Source organism: Cytobacillus sp. Bac17 (genome assembly GCF_024519925.1).
Lineage (GTDB): Bacteria > Bacillota > Bacilli > Bacillales > Cytobacillaceae > Cytobacillus > Cytobacillus pseudoceanisediminis.
Genome location: NZ_JALJRC010000015.1, coordinates 18180 through 41247, shown reverse-complemented (window position 1 = coordinate 41247; position 23068 = coordinate 18180). Strand labels below are relative to the sequence as shown.

Sequence of the window (23068 nt, the reverse complement as noted above, 5' to 3'; positions counted from 1 at the left end):
ATTAGCCGAAAAGCTTAAAAACAGGCAAATCAGCCTGGCGATCATTGTACTACTTTTTATAATTGAAGGGAGAAAGACGAAACATGGCTAAAAAGAAAGCTATCAAACTAGCTGCTGCATCCGCGGTTGCTGCATCTGCATTCGTTGCTGCTGCTCCAGCTCAAACTGACGCTGCAAGCAATGTTGCTGTCGAAGTAAGTAAGGCTGTAACACAAATGAAGAAGGCATATCACACTTACAGTGATGTGACTGCACAAGGTAAATTTGCTCCTATCGCTGACGTTTACAAAGAGTACAACGCTGCGAAGAAAGCTTATGCTAACGCGAAAGCTGTTGTAACAAAAGCAGGGGGATCTGCCAAGGAAGCTTACCTTGCACAATTAGATGCTACATATAACGAGTACATCGCTAAGCGCGTTGTTACTTACATTGATGCATTCAACTATGCAACTGCTCTTGAAGACAAGAAAGAAGCTCTAGAAGCTGCTTTAGAAGAAAAAGAGTGGGAAAAAGCTGAAGAGCTATACCATGAAATTTCTTACGAACTAAACACTCGTACAGTAATCCTTCACCGTGTATACGGACAAACTGCACGTAACCTTCTAGTTGACGCGTTCAAAGTAGAAGCTCAAGATACTCGCGACAGCATCACAAACGAAGTATCTGTAAAAATGTACTATGACAAAGCTAAAGATCTAGTTGCTGAAGGCAAACTAGAAGATGCTAAAAAGGCTATGGATCACGTAGCTGACTACGTTGCTAAGCTTGATAAAGATACTGACTTTGGTGCTTATCTATTAACTCAAGTATCTGAAGTTAAAGCTGCTTACGAAGCTAAACTTGCTCCTGCAGTTGAGAGTGTAAGTGCGATTAACGCTACTCAAGTTGAAGTTAAGTTTAATACTCCAATCTCAAAAGCTTCATTATTTGCTGATGGAGTAAGTGGTGCATTTAAAGGTACTGCAACTGTTACTTTAACTTCTATCGATGGTGTTCCATCTGGTGGATTAACAGGTACACTAAGTGCTGATGGTAAAACTTTAACTATTACTGCGGCAAATGCACTTTCTAAGCGCTATGATGTTGTAGTTGATGGATTAAAAGGCCTAAATGATAAAGATCTTACTAAATACAATAAAGTGAGCGATTTTGCTGCTGATACTACTGCACCTATGGTACTGTCTACAACTAAGAAGACAGCAAGTACTTTCACAGTGAAATTCTCAGAACCAATGAATAACCTTGGTACAGTAAGCTATAAGTTAGCTGACGGAACAACTGTAAATGCAGGTGGAACAGGTGTAACTAATGACTTCGCTCCTGGCGCACAAGAAGTTACATTCACAGTAGGTACTGATGTTGCAGCTGGTAAGCAAGTAACTGCTACATTTGTAGGTGCTCAAGACCAAGCTCTTAACTTGTTAAGCCCAAATCCAGCAACTGTTTCTTTTGTTAAAGGCGATAAAGACGGAGTTGCACCAACAGTAACTTCTTTAACAGCTGTTAACAACAAGACTATTGAAGTGAAATTCTCTGAAGAACTTCAAGCAAATCCAGCAATTACAGGTTTTGCAGGTGCTTTAACTTTCAAGCAAGATTCTTCTGACAAAACTAAGTATACAATCGTATCTGACACAGCTAATACTGGCTTAAAAGCAGTTGAAATTTCAGCTGGCTATACAGATTTAAGTGGAGAAACTGGTGCTGCTTACTCTAAGGTATTAAACTTTGATCTAGATACTGTTGCTCCAAAAGTAGCTTCTTCTAAAGTAACCACAATTAATGGTGCTGAATACTTAGAAGTAACTTTTGACGAAGCAGTTGAAACTGAAGCTTCATTAGCGACAGTAGAAGTTACAGGTACTAAAGTATCTAACTACGTAACTACTAACATTACTGCAGTTAACGTACCTGTAGCAAAATTTGTTCAGGACGCATCTGACAAAAAAGTTTATCGTATTGCTCTAGCTGATTTACTTGGAGCTAACGATACAAAAGGTGCAACTTACTCACTAACACTTACTGGTAAAACTGCTGCATCAGCTACTGTTGCATTAGTAAATGACGTTAGTGGTAATGTTGGGCCATCTTCAACAAAAGTTAGTGTGACTCGTAGTGAAGATGCGACTTCTCCTTCAAATACAAAAGCAACTCTAGATACTACATTCTCTACGAATGGTATCCAGGTTAATGCTGATAAAACTATTACTGTTCGTTTCAATCAAGAACTTGATGGTGCTTCAGCTACTAATGTTGCTAATTACAAGTTTGACGGTGCAGTAGTAGAAAAAGCAGTATTGAATGCTTATGGAACTCCTGCTGGCAAACAAGACGTTACTTTAACAATCAAAGAAGGTTCAAATAACTTCACTGGACTTCGTAATGTAACTATTAGCGGAGTTAAAGCTAAGAACGGTTTAGCTATGGATACAGTAAACACTCAAGAAGTTTTAGTTGAAAACGTAGCTCCAACTGTAACAGCTGCTAAACTTACAGCTCCAGGCGTAATCACTTTGACTTTCAGTGAAGCAGTTTACAATGATGTTGATGCTGCTGCTGGTGACTTCGACCTATATGTAGGCGGAACTAAAGTTACTGCAACAACTCTTGATACAGAAGACGTTCTCAAAGCAGATGCAAAAACTACTCTAACTTTAACAGTTGGTGGTACTGCCCTTACTGCTGATGATCTAGCTAAAGGACTATCTGTTAAGCCAGTTGCTGCAGGGACTCTTGATATTAAAGATGCTAACGATAACTTATTATCAGTATCTTCTGTAACTGTTGCTCAATAATATAAGAAGGTTAAATATTTTATTGAGATTAAAAAGCTCTGTAGAGAATGATCTCTGCAGGGCTTTCTTTTTTGGTATTCTCACTCCAATTAGGAGTGTAGATATATATAAGAAGTTAGCTTCAAATGTTAAGTTAACTTCTCCCTTCAAAAGGCTGACTCAAAAGTACATAATCTTTTGGGTTGGCTTTTTTGTGCTAAAGGGAACGGTCGAAATATCTTCAAGAAAGGAAAGGATTTTAACTCAATATTATATAGAACAAGGGGTACTTATAGTGTTTAATTCATGAATAAGTAGCAGTTTAATCAAAGAGTATGATACTTAATTATTGATGAATTAATATAATATTTAACAAATGCATTTTACTTATAATAACTTAAAGGTGGTTACATAATGGGGAAAATAAAAAAATACATAAATTATGAAACAACAACTAAATGTTCTGTTCCAGGCTGTACAAATAATGCGGAATATGAGGTTTATTTGTATGACTACTATGACTCTATTGATGAAGAATTTTTTGAACAAGACTATACTTGTCCGTTTATATGTAACAAACATATGAATGTGAATGAGGCAAACGCTCGTGGAGAAAAGAGACCTAGAGGGTCAGTACATTACCCATTTACGAACAAAAATTTGGCTCGAGGATATACTAGGTATCATCCAGTTTTAGAAGTATATTTTGAAGTTATTAATGAAGGATTACCCGTGAATAATTCTTCTCTAAGAGTAGACTTTACTGATATTAATACAGAATTAATAAAATATTTATCGGAAAACCCTGAATTAATGCAAAAAATAGATCCGAGAAAATTTGAAGAATTGGTTGCAGAGCTATTTAATAGAAAAGGGTATGATGTGTCGTTAACCCAACGTACAAGGGATGGGGGGAAAGATATTTATGCTATTAAAAATGATTCAATAGCATCCACTTTATTTGTTATAGAAACAAAAAGGTATAGTAAAACTAATAAAGTGGGTGTTGAAATTGTCAGAAGTTTGTATGGGGTCAAAACCGCGGAAAGAGCAAATGTTGGAATGATAGTTACTACTTCTTCATTCACTAAAGCTGCAATAGATTTTGCTTCCCCATTAAATTATGAGCTGAGTTTAAGAGACTTTGAAAATTTAAAAGAATGGTTGAAGGAATATAAGTGAAGATTAGAAAATGAGGACTAGTTTCTAAATTATTATACTTAAACTAACGGGGGCTTTAGTTCAACAAGGGTATGAATATGAAACATGCCTATTCTAGGCATATAAGATGATCAATCCAAAGGTAAAGTGTAATACAAATCTTAATAATAAAAATGAGAATCTTGGCTATTAACAGATCCTCAATCTACTGGCAGCTGACATAATAGGCAACTGGAACTCTTTTAGAAGTAATCCTACTCAGATTCAGGCCATGCAGGGATTGCTTCTTTTTTATTGTAAGTGGCTCTTCCGGTGTTCTTCCAAATGCAAAGAAGTATTTTGATTTTTGACGGGTTTTAAGTTACTTGATGTCCTCCCATATCTTCTTCTCCATTTCCCTGGCCTTCTCGGGATTGTAACGGTAAATATGTTCAAAATCTTTAAGAGCAGAAAAAGGTTTGACTTATTAGGCTCCCTAGATCCGATAATTTTCTAATCATTCCTCATGGCTATCCTTCTCCTCTAAGATGTTCTTTCGGTAATTTTTCTCTTTATAAGATAAGAGTGGTACATTCGTTTTTAAAAGTAAATAAAAAAGTATCGCGCGAATATCATGACTCCACGAGATACTTTTATTAAGGGATTTAACGCATCGCTTTCCATTGGCGCAACGAGTTACAATGCAGCAGGTTTTTTTCTCCGTACCTTGATACGGGTACTCTACAACCCTAAGTAGGTTTGCCGTATCTTGATACGGGTTGCTAGCTTTAATATTAATATACAGATTCTAATTACAATAATCAATCTAAAAGTATATGGCGAAGCGATGATGATAGATTCAAAAGTAGTGGACTACTGAAGGACTGTTGAAACTCTTCATAAAAAAATAATAATAGTACATCAACCGTCGGAGCCGTCGTATCGACAATCATTCAATTAATGATTGTTTTTATATTGAATTAAATAAAGGTTTTAGGGAATTTGTTTTAGATTCATAAAATGATTAAAGTAGAGAAGAGTTTTAATTGTTCGGAAGGTATTCGCAATACTTTCGGAATGAAAAATATTGCTCTAAGAGTAAATTAATGGTAGAATTTTCTTATTCATATATAAATTTTTTATTATTGCGACTCTAGAATTGAGTCCGCAGGTGATTGACTAAAGTAAAGCCTTTGGGCTGTTTGGAATCATAGTGTACTTGCTATGCAAACAAACTAAGCCCAAAGGCTTTTTATTATACCAACAATAAGGTGTAGTGCTAAAAGACTGATGAAAAAAAGTTGAGATATTTTTAAATGAATTAAGTGGCATGCAGTGTTGATAAATTAAGAGTTGAATTCTATTAATAGAAAAAGTTAGCAGTTGTGGTAAATAGGAGACGAAGAGAAAGACAGTTACTCAAATAAGCGTAGGCAAAGATGTTACTAAATAACATTGGAGAAGTAGTGGAATTAACTTAATTATAGGGTTTGAATAGGATTAAAGACAGGAGAGCAAGAAAGTAAGGTGTAATTATAGCTTTGCTTTTTTATAAATATATTTCTTAAATCTTACTAAGTCAATAAACATCAGACAAAGTAAGTGACTGCACATTGTTTATATTGCAATTTTAATTTCGTAACGCAGGCAGACGTATAGAGCCGATCGCTAGGAGTGCGGTTTAGAAATACTCAAGTAATGGTTTATTAACTATTGCGGTTGCTGTAAAGCAAGGAACTGATGCATCAGCTAAAGTTAGGTATCTTGTATTAAATTGTTAGGTGCAAATCAGCTAGTAAGATTAGTAGAGTATTCGGTACTGCCTCTAACCGGATATTTAGAAATGAGGCAAAATGTAAACGAGGTGGGGACACCTGGACGAAGGTCTGCAGATGAGCAGTTTACTAGAAACTTGGCAATGGCCAACCCGGTAGGGGAATGTTTCATTCAGTACTCATATATAAATTTGAATAGCGGAGTGCTTTCTCTTTGCAGAGGGTTGGCGAAGCCAAACTTGCACGGATTTTTGAACGAAGTGATAAAAAGAGTGCAACCGCGGCAAAGAGAAAGCACTAGTCCCAGTGATAACAAAATCCTATAAAACTGGAACTCATTAAGGTTATTGGTATTAAGGTTAATTGTGACATTTGAGGATTTCACGAGGATGGTAAAAAATGTAAATGGGTGTTCTATGCCCTTTTAAGAAAGGACTCTAAAAATGACAAAAGGAAAATCTCCAATAATGACTCAAATGGAAAAGGTTTTTCGGCATACACGAGCAAATTCCTTCGGTACACGAGCCAGGTATGAAAGTAGCTGCAAGAACTTTATTGATTTTTTAAATGAAAATTTCAAAATGAAAAACTTAAGAAATCTCCAAGATAAACATGTTGTTGCATTTATTGTATATCGACAATCAGCAGGAATAGCACCTAAAACAATTAAGAATGACTTAGGGGCTATTCGGTACATGCACGACCTAATTCCTGATGTGAAGCATGAACTATCTGACAATGAGAGCCTAAAGCAAAACTTTTCAGTATCTTTGGACAAAACCCCTGCTGTTAAAGGGAATCGAGCTTGGACGCAGGGGGAATACGATAGTTTAAAGAAAATAGCTCAAGAAGTTTGGTCCAAGGGAGGCAAAGGGGCAATAACTGCAAAGGATGTCCAGGAAGTGATGATTTTGTGCCAATCTATGGGGTTAAGGATAACGGAGGCGGTCGCCATGACCAGGTCTCAGGCGGAACAAGCCTTACGAACGGGAATCTATCAAGTCAAAGGGGAAGGGAAAAATGGCAAATGGAGACAAGTCCCGTTATCTAAAAGTGGAAAGATCGTTTTAGAAAAGAGAATTAGAGAAATTTCGAGAGGTGGGAGGCTTTTTGTAAAGGAAAATGAAAAAACTCATGCCGCAGTAAATAGAATGGAGAAGTTCCTATACAATAACAGAGAAAAAGTCGTTACAAAAGTAGGGGTTGAGCTAAGGACCTGGAATAAAGACGGAGAAACATATACAAATGAACTTACCTTCCATGGATTGAGATATGGGTACGTACAAAAGCGAATACAAGAAGAAATCAATAAGGGGTTTTCAATAGAACAAGCTGCAGAAAAAGTCACGAAGGAAGTCGGTCATGAAAGAACCGATGTTATTAAAGTGTATCTGGGCCAGAGAAAATGAGGAAGAACTCTGTTTAAGGGAAAGTTTTAATCAAGCGAGAAGAGTTTATTAAAATGTTCTTATTCCATATGGCTCTACGCTGCAAAGAGCGAAATATAATGAGAGCCCCCTTTTAGTATTCTCACCGTTAGGCATTTTAAAGGGGGCTCATTGTCGATTGAACCGTGGTATAAGAAGTGAAAGGTATTAAGGACACCTATAATTTTGTTATGCGGTTTTCTTTAAATAGGTCTTCTTTTTTCAACCTCGATTATTTTACCTATTATGTTTACTTTATTGGAAGGTAAAACTTCAAGTTTCATTTTATTATTGAATGGCCTGAGTATCAAGTTATCATTAATTCTTTGTATTTGCCTCACCATTGCTGGCTCATTGTTAATAGAAACTAACACAGGATCCATTTCAAGAGGTTCCTTTGAACAATCCACTAATATTAAATCATTTTTATTTATACCAAGTTCTTTTCCCCCTTGATCATATGATTTAACCCAAAAAGCTACCTTTTCTTCCTTTTCTGGGTATGAAACAGAAGTTATTAAGTCCTCCTCTATAAATATATCTCCATGCACCTTTTCAAAAATAGGAATTTTATACTCACAAAATATACTAAGGTTAACGTCTTTCTGATAATACTCCCGATTGAGTTCACTTTTTATGAATGCTTCTATACTTTTTACGGTATCAACCTTATTCAGTGGATTGACAGTTACCTCAAAAAGATCATCATCTAAAGAGACATTTATGTCTATTTTAGCAGTGAGCGCAATATAGACCTCCATCTTTTCAAAAACACTTAGTTTGGTTTTGAATTGTGTAAGGAAACTTGATAAGTTCTTTAAGGTGAATCCTTTTTCTTCCAGGAACCTCGATATTTCTTCTGGAAAGTTGTCCAATGAATTAAGAGTTATAAGAACAGCTTCCATGGAAGCGTTAACAGATTGATCTATCAACTTGTACTCTTTCAGAATCTCTCGAAGTGAATTTGGTGCAATTTCATAGTAGCTCGCCCAGAGAAATTCATCCAAATCAATAGAAAGTATTTTAGATAAAGCAATATTAATTTCCTCTGAGGCAGGTGGTATTTTACTGTTTTTTAACCTACTTAAGTAGGCTTTATCTATAGAAAATCCTAAGTTGCGAAGTTGATTTGAAATCTCGGTAAGACTTAATGGATTTTTTTGTATAGCATCTTGTAGCATTGAGTAATAATTTTTCAAATAATCACCTCGAATTATTGACTTTAGTAAATGTATCCAATAATATAAAAATGTGGTTGTTGTAGTTGTTTACAACGAATGTTGTTAATTTTAACAAAAAAAGGAGGCGGTGATATGAAATGCAATATAGATATTCGAAAAACACTAAGAGAATCAAATGTTTTCATTTGGCAGCTTGCCGATAAGATGAACGTTCATGAAAACACGATTTATCGGTTGCTAAGAAAGGAACTACCTAATGATAAAAAGGCTGAAATTATCAAAGTAATAAAAGAAATCTATACAAACCAAGTCTGAAAGGAGCTACCTATGGATAGAATAACAGCAGCTGCATTGGAGCTTTATAAACAAGGGTTAATCCCTATTCCATTACAAGGGAAAAAGCCCATGCTTAAACATTGGCCTGATCGATTTTTAAAGACCCCCTTATTAAAAAGCCAAATAGTGTACGGTATTAAAGAGAAAAACGGATTTATTACTTACCAGGATCAGAATATTGGCATTTTAACGGGAAAAATATCAAATGTGGTTGTTATTGATATTGATGATATGAAGCAACTTGCTTATTTAAGGAAACATGGGAAACTCTTAGAGACCTGGGCAGCGAGATCATCTAGAGGTATACACTTATATTATAGTTATAAAAAAAATATCCCTTCTATGAAACTTGTTGATGGAGTAGATATTTTATCAGATAAAAAAATAGTGGTAGCCCCACCATCAATTCATCCATCTGGGAAACAGTATAATTGGTTAAGGTCCCCGAATGAAGTTGAGAAAAAAGAGCTACCAACATGGTTGGAAAATCTAATTCTAGAAAAAAGAGAAAATCCTACAAACCCACCTATAGTATATAAAAAAAATCCAAAAAATAAAAGGTATAACAGACTTAGCTTCCTAGAATTAGATTGGATTGAATTTTATTCCAGACATTTGAAAGGAATTAGAATTCGAGGTAAGTGGGGTTCTGCAAAATGCCCATTCCATGATGACCATCATAATTCGTTTGGCTTTAATATAGAAAATGGCAGCTGGGTTTGTTTTGCTCACTGTGGAAAAGGTAATGGCCTTCAGTTTATTCAAAGTTTTTATACCTTATCAAAAAGCGATGCATTTAAAATATTGATGGGCCGGAACATATATGTCGATTAACAAGAAAAGTATAGGCAAGGTTAAAAAGAAAAGCCAAACTAGCCAAAAGGAATATATTGAAGATCGAATGGAGCAAAAAGAAATCAATGTTACTCAAGCTTTATTGGAGATAGCTCAAAAAGCTGAAGAATTTTATCAAACTCATGATGGTGAAATATATGCAACAGTATTGTTTGAAGGCGGTTTTCAAGATATTAATATCGATAGTAAAAATTTTTCAGATTGGATTAGAGGTAGTTGGTATCAATTATTTAATAAAGATTTAAATAAAAATGTTATAGATGAAGGGATTAACACATTAAGAGCAACACTTAGGTTCAACAATAAGTTGCCAATAAAGAGTTTGAACACGAGAATAGCCGGTAATCTAAAAGAACTATATATTGACTTATGTAATAAACAAAGAGATGTTGTACAAATTACTCCTGGAAACTGGACCATTCTAAGAAACACGGAAATGAAGTTTCTTAGAGGGAAATCAATGCAGGAATTGCCTATTCCTGTGAAGGGAAATAACATTGAATTACTTAAAAAGTATGTAACTTGTAAGGGGACGGATTGGATCTTATTTGTCGCATTTATACTAGGATGCTATATGCCAGCTGGTCCATTTCCTATATTAATAATTCAGGGGCTTCAAGGAAGTGGTAAAAGCTTGCATAGTAGAATAATAAAGCGTTTGACTGACCCTACCAGGAATGAAGTGATGACGTTTCCTAGGAATGAAAGAGAAATTTATATAGTTGCAAATAAAAGCAGGGTGTTAGCCTTCGATAATATCTCGGAACTAAATAATAACTTAGCAGATACATTATGCAAGATAGCTACAGGTAGCAGTTTCGTTGCAAAGAAAAACTATACAGACTCAGAAGAGCATGTTATTGAGGCTTGTAATCCCCTAATTCTAAATGGAATAGATACCATTGCAAAAAGAAGTGATTTGGCTGACCGGTCAATAATAATCAATTTACCCAAAATAATAGGTGCCAAGCGAAGAAGTGAGCAGGAGTTTTGGAGCAGCTTTGAAGAGGACAGGCCTTATATTCTTGCAGGGATTTTTGACCTTATAAGTGAGATATTAAAGAATTACAGTTCATTTAAGTTAAGCACTTCACCTCGTATGAGGGATTTTACAAAGTGGATCACTGCATGTGAGCATCTGCTAGGGTTAAAAAAAGGAGGGTTTTCTGCTATTTATTCCTACAATCAAAAGGAAGCATATCGTGATGCTTTAGAACAAAGCAGCCTTGCAACTGTGATTGAAAAATACCTTAGAATCAATAAGTCTTTTAAAGGGACAGCCACCACATTAGTAAAAGAACTTAAAAAACAGGCCTTTAAAGAAAATATTGAGTTTGATATCAAACCAAATAAAATAAAAGATCAACTTTCTAGAATTGAAGCTATATTAAATGCTAATGGTATTGAATATAACTATGATCGGCAAAAGGAAAGAATTCATCAACTGTGGTTAACTGCCCAAAAGTAAAATATTTTCGACGATACGACGGCTCCGACGATAGATTTAATATGTTAGGGGAAAATGGATATGTTATTAAGTCATATTGATCTTTATGTAACCGATCATCTGCCCAAAGCTAATAAAAGCTTAGAAACAATTAAGGGATATACCAAGGATTTACATAGCATAAACGATTGGATTGCCGATGAGTATGGGTGCGTACCCACGGTTGAAATGATTGACCATAAAATTATAGAAAATTATTTATATTATCTAAAGACAGAACGCAACTACGCCGATGCAAGCAGGTTAAGACATCTGCACTCATTAAGTGCTTTCATGAAATTCTTAATGAGAGAAGGTTATGTTCAGAGTAATCCATGTGACAGAGTTACCCGTTTTAAAGTAGTAAAACAGGAAAGAGAACCTCTTTTGGAAGAAGAAATATCAGAATTATTTAAAAATTCAAGTGGTCAAACTAAGACTTTAATTTATATGTTGTATTATACTGGTGCCAGAATAAGTGAAATATGCAACTTGAAGTGGTCGGCTATAAGTTTTGAACAAAAAGTAGTGAAGTTATTTGGAAAAGGTAGAAAGCAGAGGAAGGTACCTCTTCATCCTTTACTCGAAGAAGAATTGCAAAAACATAAAGGAGCAAACACTATTCAAGATAGTGAATATGTTTTTGCAACTAATAAAACTGGAAGGTTATCACCTGGATACGCAAGAATATTAATTGACGAGCTTGTTAAGAGTCTAGGTTGGGAAAAGAAAGTTACGTGCCATACATTCAGGCATAGTTTTGCAACTAATCTATTAAGAAAGGGTGCAAACCTATTTAAAATCCAACAGTTATTAGGACACAGTTCTTTAAGAACAACTGAAGTATATTTGCATTCATTAATTGAAGAACTAAAAGATACCGTTGATCTTTTATAATTCAGAGGGTGGTGATCTTGTAATGACAAATGAAGAAAAAGTCAAAAAAGTAATCGATTTATATTCTAAAAATTATGAAGTTGATGAGGTAGCCAGGGCTGTAGGCTACTCACATCCCAAAAGTCTCTCAAGGTTTATGGGTGACATGAGTTATAAATGGGATAATGTTAAGAAGAATTACGTGCCGCGTGTTGGCGAAAAAGCAGCCGTTAAGAAGAAAAATATAAATACTAAACAAATGATAACCTCAAAGAAAAATAACGTTAATGTCGACCCACTTGACCTGTTAGAAGATGATAGAGTAATAACTTTACTCCAGCAATCAGACAGATTATTAGGATTGCTGCAACCAAGTGGACTAGCACCACCAACTAATCAAACAAATAGGCCACAATATAGCTTTTGGAGAAAAGCGCAAGAATTTGCTTTTGCAAGGAAAGCTAATTATACAACCTCAGTTAGGTTACCAGTCGATCTTCATGATCGATTTAAAGATTTTTGCACAAAGACAAATTTAAGCCAAACACAACTGATATGTATGTCCATTGATTACTTCATTGAAAAATTTGAATCAAAGGTTTCACAGTAAGATGTTTTGTCTCAATGGGGTACGCCCTATTGAGACATTTATTAAATGCAGTAAACATTATGTTTATTGTGTCTCATTTACATGTCTCAAATTCAGTTAAAGAAGGTGAGAATTATAGTTTACGGGTACGCGAGGGTCTCATCTACAGATCAAAATCTAGACACTCAGATCGAACAGTTAACATCTTACGGTGTCGATATGATCATAAGTGAGAAAATTACTGGAGTTGCGGAAAATAAGCAACTCGACCAATTATTACAAGAATTAGAGCCTCATGATACTCTGGTAGCAACTCGTATGGATAGGCTCGGAAGAAGTACAGTACAACTGTTGCAGCTTGTTGAGGAACTATCTAATAAAAATATCTATTTAGTCATATTGAATTTGGGCATAGATACCAGGACGCCAACAGGTAAGTTTTTTCTAACCGTAATGGCTGGTTTCGGCGAATTAGAAAGAACATTAATTAAAGAGAAACAAAGGGCTGGGATAGACTTAGCTAAGAGGAAGGGAAAGTATAAAGGAAGAGTTAAGAAGTATCATAAACAACATAAAGGAATTCAGCATGCAATAGAACTATATATTGAAGGAAATAAAACAGTGAAAGAGATTTGTGAGATAACAAGGGTAAGTAAAGCAACTCTATATAGGGAGATAAAAGCTAGAGAACAATTATCCTTTTAAAAAATTTTAACTTTAAAATCTATTAATGTATTATAAAATTACCATTTTAGTAGTATAATGGTAATGCTTGGGCTTGACCGACTGCTTTTAGAAAGGTCGGTGAGGTCTTCATGAGGAAAATGAAAGAACTTCTAAAGAAGACTGCTGAGAAAGAACGGGCACTTGGAATAGTTATTGATTGGTCGATACGAATTCTCAAGATAGTCCTGCTTTTTCTCAACAGCAAATAAGTAGTATAACCCTGTAATTCGTCGTTAAAGTCAAAAAAGTCAAAGAAAGATACCTTTTATTGTGCGTATGACCCACCTCTCACCCTGTGGTCATTCGAGCTGCTCTGGTCGAGCCCTCACAGTAATCGGTATTTTTTCTTTTACAGTAAATATCTATTTTTATAATTCCACAATTATGAGTAATTTAAACAAAAAAGAAAAAATCCCGGCCTCTCACCTCCGGGATTTTTCCTTATTACTCTGCTTAAGTTTTAGAAAGGTCATTATCAGCTAAGAAGAAATAACACCTGTGTGTCGTTCTCTGACAACTAACTAGGGAATGAATCAGTTGCCAAAAATTATTAGGTTCCTGGCTTCGCTCAACTTACATCTCTTCCCTAAAAGCTTTGTGATCTCAACGTCTCTTCAACAAGATCTAACTTGATGGAACAACTGCAAGAGATACACAAAAAGATGTAACATGTCTTTCTACATAAAAATATGTTTGAGATTTCAGTTGAGTTACTATAGGAACAATTTAATTATAGCTAAACAAGACTTAATTGTATAGTCTCCAATTGGTTTAATTATAAAAAATTGTATAAATATGTAAGGGTGTATTGCCCTTGCTTAATCAATAATTTAAGTAAGCTACCTTACATCGCAATGTCTAAGTAGATCATTCTTTAGGAGATGCTCAGTTTTATGAATACTAAATACTTTCTTCTAAAAAAAAATACAAGTCTTAATGCCAGAAATAAGATTTTTCCAGTCAAGCTTTTAATTTGAGTGGTAAAAAAAGTATAGTTATATCCACCCTAGCAAAGATTAAGAGGAATAAATTGGTGAAAAGGGTTTGGAATATGAAGAAAAGAAAAGTTTTCACTATAAGAGATGCTTATGAATTTAATAAGTTACATAATATTGAAGGAATGACTTTGCGGAGAATTGCATCGCTTTATAAAACCACTCATACTGTTATTAGAAATAATTTAAAGAAGTATGGCTTTTCTTGGAGATCTCGCCAATACCTTTTAGATGAAACCTATTTTAAAAACTTAGACAATCTAGAAAAGCAGTATTTATTAGGTTGGATATATAGTGATGGTTGTGTTTTTGCCTATGAAGATAAAAAATATTATGGGTTTGCAATTAAAATTCAGGAACAGGATCAGTACATATTGACCTACTTCAAGGGTTTATTATGTTCTGATAAAGACATTCAAACAGACTTTACAGACGGAAGAAGATATTCAAAATTAATAATAGGTAGCAAAAAGATATATGATGACCTACTCAAATATGGTTTAACACAAAGGAAAACTCATATTATTGAATACCCAGTAGATATAATAACTGATCATAGACCTTTTATTTTAGGAATATTCGAGGGAGACGGGTCTATCCATATTGATAAATCAACCAAAATGCCAACATTTCAAATTGTCGGGACCCAAAAATTGATGACTGCAATACGGGATATTTTAGCAAAAGAATTAAACCTAAACTCAGTACCCATTAGAAAGCATAAGAATTCTTATACTTTTGCTTTTTGTGGGACAAATTCAGTTCGAATAATAGGGGAATGGCTATATTCTTGGAATCCGCCAGCATATTTAAGGAGAAAGAGAGAAAGGTTTGAAGAAGTATATACGATGCCTAAGTACGGCAAAAGTTTTATGGTTTATAAATGCCCACAATGTGGGAGTTACAAGGAATATGAACAAAGACTAATGTATCAATTAAAGAAATATACTTTTAAGAGTAGATTCTGTTCACTCTCTTGCTCTGGAAAGTTCTACAGGAGATACCAATTGAACGGGTATAAATTAACTCCCGAAATGGAATTAGGTTTAAAAGAAAACTTTGTGAGAAGTGTTAAGTATTACAAGTTAACAAACAAAAATGGAAAATTTGTTGATTTTAATGGGCCATATCAAGAATTCTATACATAAACACTAAAAAAATTTAAAAAGTAACTGTATTTTACTATATTTATTATGATTCCTTAAAGTCCACTGTGTTTAAAGGTGTAACTATTATAGTAAGAACGGTATAACCTTAAAAAATGAACTAAATTCCTTTAAAATAAAATATAATTTGCTGATACCTATCTGTAAATACTCTATTTTAAAGGGGAAAACAAATATATTTTATTCTAACTAAATATTGTTTTAACTAGGTATTATAAGTGCGATTAACGCTAAACAAATCGTTGTTAACTTCAATAAAGCAGTTCAAGCTGGTACTGCAACTGGTGGTGCAGAACTTGCAACTAACTATACACTTGGTTCTGCTAACCCAACTCGCGTAACTTTAAGCGCTGATAAGAAATCAGCTACGCTAACATTTGGAACTGGATTTGCTGCTGATTTAAATAAGTATGTTGAATTCAAAACTGAAAATGTTAAAGACACTACAGGTAAAGTAATGGCTAAATATCAAGCGCCTTTATTCTTAGTGGATAAAGCAGTTCCAACTGCTTCTGTATCCTTCAGTGCTCCGGTTGCTACTGTTAACTTCTCTGAGCCAATGAATCTTTCAAGTGCAACAGTATCATTAAATGGAGTTGCTAAAGTTTCAGGAACTGACTATTCTGTAACACAAGATTCAGCCACAGATACACTTACAGGTGCTGTTAAGCTGGCATTCTCAGGCTTAACTCAAGGCACTCATAAAATTGCTATCGTAGGTGCAAAAGATTTAGCTGGTAACTTCTTGCCAGATACTGTGTTAACAGTAACTGTGGGTGCTGATAATGTTGCTCCAGAGGTAACTTCTATGGTTGCTGAAGGATCTAATGTTCGCGTAACTTTCAGCGAGCCAGTTAACCAAGCGGTATTAAAAGATGGAGCTAATACAGTTGCAACTGTAACTGCTGCAAACTCAGTGGACGCTGAAGGTAAAGTATTCGTATTCGATGCTTCATCACTAATTGTTTCTCCAAATACATTTGTAACTAAAGAATTAACAGTTGCTGCTGGTTCTTTAGATGCAAGCAATAATGCAAGCAAAGAATTCAAGAAAACACTGACATTAACTGCAGATAAGGCTGCTCCAACAGTTGTTTCCACAACAATTAAAGATGACAAAATCATCGTTAAGTATAATGAAGTTATCGTAGCTGGAGACACTCCAATTGTTCCTGCAACAGGGGTAAGCACTTCTTACACAACTGCTGATGGAGTAGTAAAACCTACTGCAAACACTGTGTTAGATTCAGTTGATTATGTATATGATGCTAACAACGATGGAGATACAACAGATCCTGGTGAAAACCAATATCTAGTTCTAGATGCAGCTGCTGTTTTAGCATCTGGTGACTACAAAGTTGTAATTCCTGCTGAGGCTGTTAAAGATGCAGCTGGAAACAACACTGTTGCTACAACTCTTACATTTAAAGTTACTCCAGCAACAAATACAAACGAAACTCTTGATGTTGTACCGACTCAAGTATCAACTGGCGTATTACAATTTGCTTTTGATGCAGAATTAACTGATGCTGCGTTAAATGCTAACAACTTTACAATTAACGGTGCCGCTGTTCCTGCATCTTCAAAAATCTATTTCTATGGTAATAAGCAGACTGTACGTATCGAGTTACCAGAAGGAACAGTTGCTGTAGATGGAAACAGAACTTTAGCAGTTAAAGACATTAAAGATAAAAATGGTAACACTCTAACAACTACTGCTAAAAATGGTGTTCTAGTTCCATTATTGGAAAACGTTAAGATTCTTGCTGAGAAAGTAACTCTATTAAACAGCAAGCAAATCTCAGTTGCTTTCAGTGAAAACTTAAAGTCTTCATTAACAGGTGGTACACTTTCTGGAATTAAGGTTAAGAAGAATGGTGTTGCAATTGATTCTTCTGATGTTGCCTTCACAATCTCTGGAAATGTTGTAACAGCAACTACAACTGCTGCTTCATTTGAATTAACTGATTCTATTACAGTAGAATTCTCATCTTCAAACGTAGCTGACGAAAATGGAAATACAATTAAAGATGTTGTAATTTCAAAATAATATGACAACCGGGAAGCATGGGGACGTTAAACCCTATGCTTCTTTTCTTGCAGTTAGAGTCAGAAACTGGGATCTGTCACCATTCGAAGTTTGTCAAAAGGCTCCTCTGGGAAATTCTTCCAAATAAAGATAGCGGTGCATATAATGAAAATTGCGATGATGCACCATCTTAAGGTGCAGCTCCTGTTTATAGCAAGACCCTGACTATAAATCCATAAAAAAGAATCCAGGTTGGGCACACAGTATACTTTCCAGTTAAAGAGGAAAGTAATTAAGAACAGGCATCTAGGATGAAAGCGGAATACCGCCACTAATATATTTCACTTTTCTTTTCAACTAAAGTTCAAGGAGCCCCATAAGTTCGAGGCTCCTCATTTTTATAGCAATTCTTCATTTACCATTGTTAAAATGTCACTTTCTGCTTTTAATATATCCTTTTCAGCTCTAATTGCTATTTGGTCTGCTGCCTTTTGTGCTTCAGAAATAGCAGTGGTTTGATCAATGGTTAAGATTTCTCTATTCTCCATAATAATTTGTCCATCAATAATGGAAGTTTCAACTTCATGTCCCCTTGCTGAATAGACTAAATTTGGAACAATATTTCTAATCGGTTTTGTGTAGATAGGGAAGAAAGAGGGATCCTGTAAATTAATAATAATCATGTCTGCCTTTTTTCCTTTGCGGATTGAGCCGACTTCATGGTCAATTCCCATCACTTTAGCTGCTTCAATAGTTGCCATTCTTAAGGCCATGGTTGCATTAAATACTCTTGGATCCGCGAGCTTTACTTTGTTTAAGATTGCAGCAAATTTCATTTCATTTATCATATTGTTACAATTATTGCCTGGAGCTTGGTCTGAGCCTAAGCAAGCTATCCCGCCTGACTGTGAGAAGAGGTAAACAGGGGGAACGAGTCCATCAATAATCCCAATACTGCCTGCACAGTAAACCATCCCCGCACCGCTTCTGGCAATCCTCTTAGTCTCTTCATTTGTTGCTTCCGTTAAATGAACAGCAATTAACCTTTTGTTCAAAAAACCGTGTTCTTCAAGGAAGTCGACTGATCTTTTGCCATACCGTTTCATCATTTGGTCAACTTCTCTGTCCCCTTGAGCAACGTGCATATGAAGTTTAGTATCGAGTTTTTCTCCATACTCTTTGATTTCATTTAGCAGTTCCAAACTCATCATATCCGGGCCATGGGGTCCTAAAATTGCTGTAATTCTGCCATTATCACTCTCGTGATGCTTTTCAAATAATTCAAGATTTCTTTTAAGTTTCGCATTCCCGATAGATGGATTAAATGGGTAAAGTTCTCCGACAGGTATATCACCAACGTTATCAGGAATTTCATTTACCAGTTCCGCAATTCGCGCTCTGGCACCGATTTTTTTGTAATTTTCAACAATCAGGTCCATTCTTCCATCGTAATCACAAAAAGTTGTGGTTCCAGACTTTATGCCTTCAATAATGTTTACCATGGATCCTTTAACACTTTCTTCCGGTTTTAGATGCTTCATAAACGGCCATAGTCCTTTTTGCATCCAATTTGACATGTCCTGAGCTACCCCTCTGAATATGGCAATCCCTGTATGGATATGCGCATCTATAAACCCAGGCACCACCAGTTTATTTGTGGCATCTATTATCCTATCAGCGTTGTAGTTTCTTTTTATATCATCAGCATTTCCAATCTCTTGAATAAGGTTTCCTTTAATTGCAATGGAACTGTTTTCTAAATATCCTACACCTTTTCCTTCCATTGTGAGTATATGTGCATTTTGTATGATAAGATCAACTTTCAATCTGCTTCTCTCCTAACTTACATATTTAAATTTAATGGACTTTGGGAGCGTTTAGCTTTCTTATTAAGTAAATAGAGAGCAATAATTGTTGCAGCTGCTGTTGTAATAAATCCCATCCATCCAGCTGTTGCACCGGCTACTAAGAAGCCTAAGAATGTACAAACTGCTATTAATATTGCATAAGGCAGCTGAGTTCTTACGTGTTCTATGTGATCACAAGCCGCACCTGTTGAAGCTAGAATTGTTGTATCGGAAATTGGTGAACAATGGTCACCGAATAATCCGCCACTAATAACAGCTCCGATAACAAGTGGTATTTCAATGTCCATAGTCACAGCCATAGGGATTGCAATAGGCATCATAATCGCAAATACTCCCCAGGAGCTTCCTGTTGCAAAAGCGATTAGGGATCCGAGTAAAAAGATTAAAGCTGGAACAATAAACGAAGGAAGGTAGTCTCCGACAATTAAAGACATATATGCTCCCAGCTCCATCTGTCCTGCAATTTTTCCGATGGACCATGCTAGAACAAGAATTATTGGAACAATCATTAAATTAATTATTCCCTGAGTGAATTCATCAAAGGCAGATTTAATTGTGTGGAGTTTGTATACCACAGAAAATAGGCCTGCTCCAATCGAACCCACTAAAAATCCACATGAAATGGCTAAAACAATATTTGCATTAATAAAAGCCCCTCTGAAACCATTTTCAAATATATTTCCGGTCCAGAAAATCACAGTGAATATGGTAATAAACAGGAGAAGCATTGGAACTAAAAATTGATGAAATTTAAATGTATAGCCCTCTGGGAATCTCTCCGACTCCTTAGTAGCAACCAATGGTTTGTCATTTTCCCCAAAGACTTTCCCGGTTTCAATAGCCCTTTTTTCAGCATGATACATAGGGCCGATATCTAGTCCAGTATTGATAACATATAAAACACCAATCATTGCAAATAGCCCATATAGGTTATAAGGAATCATCTGAATAAATAATGTCCATGGATTGTCTGATAAGCTTAGAGCGGTGATTTGTGTTGCGATAAGCCCTGTTATGAAAGGTCCATAACTGCTGATAGGGGACATAGATGCAAGGGGAGAACCCATTGAGTCTAATATATATGCTAGTTTAACTCGGGAAACACTCAGCTTATCTGTTAATGGCCTCATAATCGTACCCAAGATTAGAACGGGCTCTGTGTAGGAAAATAAAAATGCGCTCCCCCATGTTAGATTTTGTGCTTTTCTTCGAGTGTTTATCTTTCTGGTAGCAACTTGAGCAAAAGCCTGTGCTGCTCCAGTCACTCTTAGGATATGAATAAATCCTCCTGCTAAGCTGACTAATATTAAGAGTCCGGCATTCCAGGGATCCGCAATGGAGGGAATCATATAATCGGAGATACTTTTAGCAAATCCGGAAAAGGGATTCCAGGAGTTAATAATAGTGGCACCAACCCAAACACCAATAAATAAAGATAAAATGGTCTGTCTGGTTAATAAAGCAATTCCAATTGCAACTAATGGCGGTAAAAGTGACAAAGCACCAAATTCCATAAATGTTCCCCCTTTTATTAGGCTGATTGACAAACGTGTTCATCCGAGATTAGTTAATTTAGTTGGCCTCCGCTCCCATATCGCCCCCCTTTATAATACTGAAAATTCAAAAATATCAATCTACACCTAATATAAAGCATTAGCAATATCAAAATCAATAAAAATATTAACCACATTTATATTTTTATTAATGAATGTAATTTTATCGGAATTTAAATACTGAGATACGATTAAATTAAATACAAAAAGAAGGCTGCTGAATTAACAGCGGCCTTCTTTTTTAACTTTTGTTTATGGGTTCCCATGGAGTTCCTGTCCAAATTGCAACTGTTTGACTGTCTCCTGGGTTCCGAAAAGCATGGGGATTCGTACTGTCAAAATAAATACTATCTCCTTGTTTCAACAGATACCTCTGGGTCCCAATAATAACTTCTAACTCTCCCTTAATGACCATACCGCCCTCTTCTCCCTTATGCGGATATAGTTGGAGCTCTTCTCCCTTATCTGGATCGACTGTAATCTCAAAGAACTCTATCTTCCGACCTGTGAGAGGGGCCAGCACTCTGTACTGAACATTTTTATGCCTCATTTTGAGTATTTCCTGCTCTCCCCGCCTGGAAACAATAACGGATTGCTTTTCAATGCCTTCAAAAAAGAAGGAGAGAGGAACATCAAATAAAATACTTAATTTCCACAATGTATCTAGAGAAGGTTTTGCTTTTCCTCTTTCTATCTGAGAAACCATACTCTGACTTAAACCAATTCTTTCTGCAACTTCATCGACAGTTAACTGAAGAGTTTTCCTTTTAGAGCGAATTTTCCCTCCAATTATTTCGACAGGAAGTTCAGATTGATTTATATCATTTATCATTTAGGAGCCCCCTGGATGCAATTAAAGTTTATATTCTTTGTGATACATATTTTTAGAATATTATCACTTTTCTTTAGTATATCATAGGTCTTCATATAACTATAAACTCAACTTAATATTAAAAAGGCATAGTATTTCCTTATACTGTTCCAGAAGAAATAAGAGCTCAGTTAATTGGAAACGTAAATGACGCTTATTAAAGAACATTGCAAACTACCACAAACGATAGAAGAACTAATACATTTCCAGCACGGTTTCTTTCAGTCAATAAAATTTCATTTTAAAGAAATCCTTTTTCCAGGTGTTCGAACTCTAATCGATAACCTGAAAAATCAAAGCATTAGCATTGCTTTAGCTTCATCCTCTGACAGAGATCTTATCAATAGAGTCATAACAGACTGCTAACTAGAACGGATCTTTTATGTAGTTGTAAGTAGAGAAGAATTTAAGGATAGTAAGCCAAATCCCGATATATTTCTAATACTTAGGAATGGAACTGAAGCAGTGTATCGTAATTGAAGATTCTCATAATGGCGGCCGGTTTCCCTGTGGAGCCGGCCTTTTACTTTTATCAGTAAAGTCGCCAAAAAATATTTCGTAAAAAATAGGTTGAATTTTCAGAATTATGGTATTATTATATGTATAGTTGTATATACAATAACTAAAGGAGGAGGAACGGATGAAGTTACTAGGAAGGGTTGCCATCGTAACAGGCGGAGCGAAAGGAATAGGAAAATGTGTTTGCCAACTATTCGCTGAAGAAGGAGCTGCAGTCGTTGTTGCTGATCTTGATGTTGAAACAGGCCAAATGGCTGCGGATGAACTTGCTGCTAATGGGCATAAAGCTGCGTTTGTAAAGGTGGATGTCACTAAGGAAGAGTCTGTTAAGGGTCTAGTCAAAGCAGCTGTAGATACTTTTGGGAAGCTTGATATTATGATTGCAAATGCCGGTATTGCAGAAACCATTCCTATACATAATCTGTCTCTCGAAACCTGGAATCGCACTATTGATGTGAATTTGACCGGTGTATTTTTAACAAACAAATATGCCATCGAACAAATGCTGTTTCAAGGATACGGAGTCATTGTAAATACAGCATCCATGCTTGGCCATATTGGCAGGAATGAGGTCACTTCCTATACCGCTTCTAAAGGCGGGGTGGCCAATTTAACCAGAACCTTGGGAGTAACGTATGCAAGTAAAGGGATACGAGTAAATGCCGTTTGTCCAGGTTACATTGATACGGACTTAATACGAAACAAATCTCCTGAAGCGAAGGAGGAGCTTATCCGATTACATCCAATTGGCCGTCTAGGTCAACTGGAGGAGATAGCTAAAGCTACCTTATTTTTAGCAAGTGATGATTCTTCTTTTGTTTGTGGAGCAAATTTAATGGTGGATGGAGGATTTACTGCTCAGTAAGAAGTGATTTCGCCTGACAAAAACCAAAATGAAAGGG

General features: G+C 35.7%; 17 protein-coding genes. 13 read left to right on the top strand and 4 right to left on the bottom strand.

Going from position 1 to position 23068, the window contains the following annotated elements:
* Positions 1-83: 83 nt before the first annotated feature.
* The 3 genes from NR125_RS17260 (at position 84) to NR125_RS17250 (ending at position 7098) form a co-directional block, all read left to right on the top strand.
* Complete coding sequence (locus tag NR125_RS17260; protein WP_256815812.1) at positions 84-2795, top strand: S-layer protein; 2712 nt, start codon at positions 84-86, stop codon at positions 2793-2795.
* 393 nt (positions 2796-3188) lie between these two features.
* The gene (locus NR125_RS17255; RefSeq protein WP_256815811.1) at positions 3189-3956 is read left to right on the top strand and encodes a restriction endonuclease; all 768 of its coding nucleotides are present in this window, start codon (positions 3189-3191) and stop codon (positions 3954-3956) included.
* A gap of 2176 nt (positions 3957-6132) precedes the next feature.
* Positions 6133-7098, top strand: a complete 966-nt coding sequence (locus NR125_RS17250) for a tyrosine-type recombinase/integrase (protein ID WP_306219851.1) — start codon at positions 6133-6135, stop codon at positions 7096-7098.
* Positions 7099-7319: 221 nt separating this feature from the next.
* Here the strand turns inward: NR125_RS17250 and NR125_RS17245 are convergent, their stop codons facing one another.
* Positions 7320-8297, bottom strand: coding sequence for a LexA family protein (locus tag NR125_RS17245; RefSeq protein ID WP_256815810.1), 978 nt, complete (start codon positions 8295-8297; stop codon positions 7320-7322).
* A 132-nt stretch (positions 8298-8429) separates the two neighbouring features.
* Between NR125_RS17245 and NR125_RS17240 the strand changes: the two genes are divergently transcribed.
* The 8 genes from NR125_RS17240 (at position 8430) to NR125_RS17205 (ending at position 17376) form a co-directional block, all read left to right on the top strand.
* Positions 8430-8612 carry a hypothetical protein gene (locus NR125_RS17240; protein WP_256815809.1) on the top strand — a complete coding sequence of 61 codons (183 nt, stop codon included), beginning with the start codon at positions 8430-8432 and terminating at the stop codon, positions 8610-8612.
* A gap of 12 nt (positions 8613-8624) precedes the next feature.
* Complete coding sequence (locus NR125_RS17235) at positions 8625-9467, top strand: bifunctional DNA primase/polymerase (protein ID WP_256815808.1); 843 nt, start codon at positions 8625-8627, stop codon at positions 9465-9467.
* Complete coding sequence (locus tag NR125_RS17230; RefSeq protein WP_256815807.1) at positions 9457-10956, top strand: hypothetical protein; 1500 nt, start codon at positions 9457-9459, stop codon at positions 10954-10956. The genes NR125_RS17235 and NR125_RS17230 overlap by 11 nt, the downstream gene beginning before the upstream one ends.
* A 54-nt stretch (positions 10957-11010) precedes the next feature.
* Positions 11011-11871, top strand: coding sequence for a tyrosine-type recombinase/integrase (locus NR125_RS17225; protein ID WP_256815806.1), 861 nt, complete (start codon positions 11011-11013; stop codon positions 11869-11871).
* 22 nt (positions 11872-11893) lie between these two features.
* Positions 11894-12460, top strand: coding sequence for a hypothetical protein (locus NR125_RS17220; protein WP_256815805.1), 567 nt, complete (start codon positions 11894-11896; stop codon positions 12458-12460).
* Between the two features lie 114 nt (positions 12461-12574).
* Positions 12575-13144, top strand: a complete 570-nt coding sequence (locus tag NR125_RS17215) for a recombinase family protein (RefSeq protein WP_256815837.1) — start codon at positions 12575-12577, stop codon at positions 13142-13144.
* A 994-nt stretch (positions 13145-14138) separates the two neighbouring features.
* On the top strand, positions 14139-15308 hold the full coding sequence (locus NR125_RS17210; RefSeq protein WP_256815804.1) for a hypothetical protein: 1170 nt from the start codon (positions 14139-14141) through the stop codon (positions 15306-15308).
* A gap of 475 nt (positions 15309-15783) precedes the next feature.
* A complete protein-coding gene (locus tag NR125_RS17205) occupies positions 15784-17376 on the top strand; it encodes a hypothetical protein (protein WP_256815802.1) in 1593 nt (530 codons plus the stop codon).
* Positions 17377-17753: 377 nt separating this feature from the next.
* Here the strand turns inward: NR125_RS17205 and NR125_RS17200 are convergent, their stop codons facing one another.
* Both NR125_RS17200 and NR125_RS17195 read right to left on the bottom strand, forming a co-directional pair.
* A complete protein-coding gene (locus NR125_RS17200) occupies positions 17754-19181 on the bottom strand; it encodes an amidohydrolase family protein (protein WP_256815801.1) in 1428 nt (475 codons plus the stop codon).
* A 17-nt stretch (positions 19182-19198) separates the two neighbouring features.
* A complete protein-coding gene (locus tag NR125_RS17195; RefSeq protein WP_256815800.1) occupies positions 19199-20488 on the bottom strand; it encodes a Na+/H+ antiporter NhaC family protein in 1290 nt (429 codons plus the stop codon).
* Positions 20489-20627: 139 nt separating this feature from the next.
* Between NR125_RS17195 and NR125_RS17190 the strand changes: the two genes are divergently transcribed.
* Positions 20628-20867: a hypothetical protein gene (locus NR125_RS17190; RefSeq protein ID WP_256815799.1), complete on the top strand. Its 240-nt coding sequence runs from the start codon at positions 20628-20630 to the stop codon at positions 20865-20867.
* Between the two features lie 150 nt (positions 20868-21017).
* On the opposite strand, the gene NR125_RS17185 is transcribed toward NR125_RS17190, so the two are convergent.
* Positions 21018-21608: a helix-turn-helix domain-containing protein gene (locus NR125_RS17185; protein ID WP_256815798.1), complete on the bottom strand. Its 591-nt coding sequence runs from the start codon at positions 21606-21608 to the stop codon at positions 21018-21020.
* A gap of 679 nt (positions 21609-22287) precedes the next feature.
* Between NR125_RS17185 and NR125_RS17180 the strand changes: the two genes are divergently transcribed.
* On the top strand, positions 22288-23031 hold the full coding sequence (locus NR125_RS17180) for an SDR family NAD(P)-dependent oxidoreductase (protein WP_256815797.1): 744 nt from the start codon (positions 22288-22290) through the stop codon (positions 23029-23031).
* The last annotated feature ends 37 nt before the right edge of the window (positions 23032-23068 follow it).

Bases quoted from the DNA above. Each gene is read 5' to 3' on its own strand.
- NR125_RS17260 (WP_256815812.1), top strand. From the start codon at position 84: ATGGCTAAAAAGAAAGCTATCAAACTAGCTGCTGCATCCGCGGTTGCT.
- NR125_RS17255 (WP_256815811.1), top strand. From the start codon at position 3,189: ATGGGGAAAATAAAAAAATACATAAATTATGAAACAACAACTAAATGT.
- NR125_RS17250 (WP_306219851.1), top strand. From the start codon at position 6,133: ATGACAAAAGGAAAATCTCCAATAATGACTCAAATGGAAAAGGTTTTT.
- NR125_RS17245 (WP_256815810.1), bottom strand. From the start codon at position 8,297: ATGCTACAAGATGCTATACAAAAAAATCCATTAAGTCTTACCGAGATT.
- NR125_RS17240 (WP_256815809.1), top strand. From the start codon at position 8,430: ATGAAATGCAATATAGATATTCGAAAAACACTAAGAGAATCAAATGTT.
- NR125_RS17235 (WP_256815808.1), top strand. From the start codon at position 8,625: ATGGATAGAATAACAGCAGCTGCATTGGAGCTTTATAAACAAGGGTTA.
- NR125_RS17230 (WP_256815807.1), top strand. From the start codon at position 9,457: ATGTCGATTAACAAGAAAAGTATAGGCAAGGTTAAAAAGAAAAGCCAA.
- NR125_RS17225 (WP_256815806.1), top strand. From the start codon at position 11,011: ATGGATATGTTATTAAGTCATATTGATCTTTATGTAACCGATCATCTG.
- NR125_RS17220 (WP_256815805.1), top strand. From the start codon at position 11,894: ATGACAAATGAAGAAAAAGTCAAAAAAGTAATCGATTTATATTCTAAA.
- NR125_RS17205 (WP_256815802.1), top strand. From the start codon at position 15,784: ATGGCTAAATATCAAGCGCCTTTATTCTTAGTGGATAAAGCAGTTCCA.
- NR125_RS17185 (WP_256815798.1), bottom strand. From the start codon at position 21,608: ATGATAAATGATATAAATCAATCTGAACTTCCTGTCGAAATAATTGGA.
- NR125_RS17180 (WP_256815797.1), top strand. From the start codon at position 22,288: ATGAAGTTACTAGGAAGGGTTGCCATCGTAACAGGCGGAGCGAAAGGA.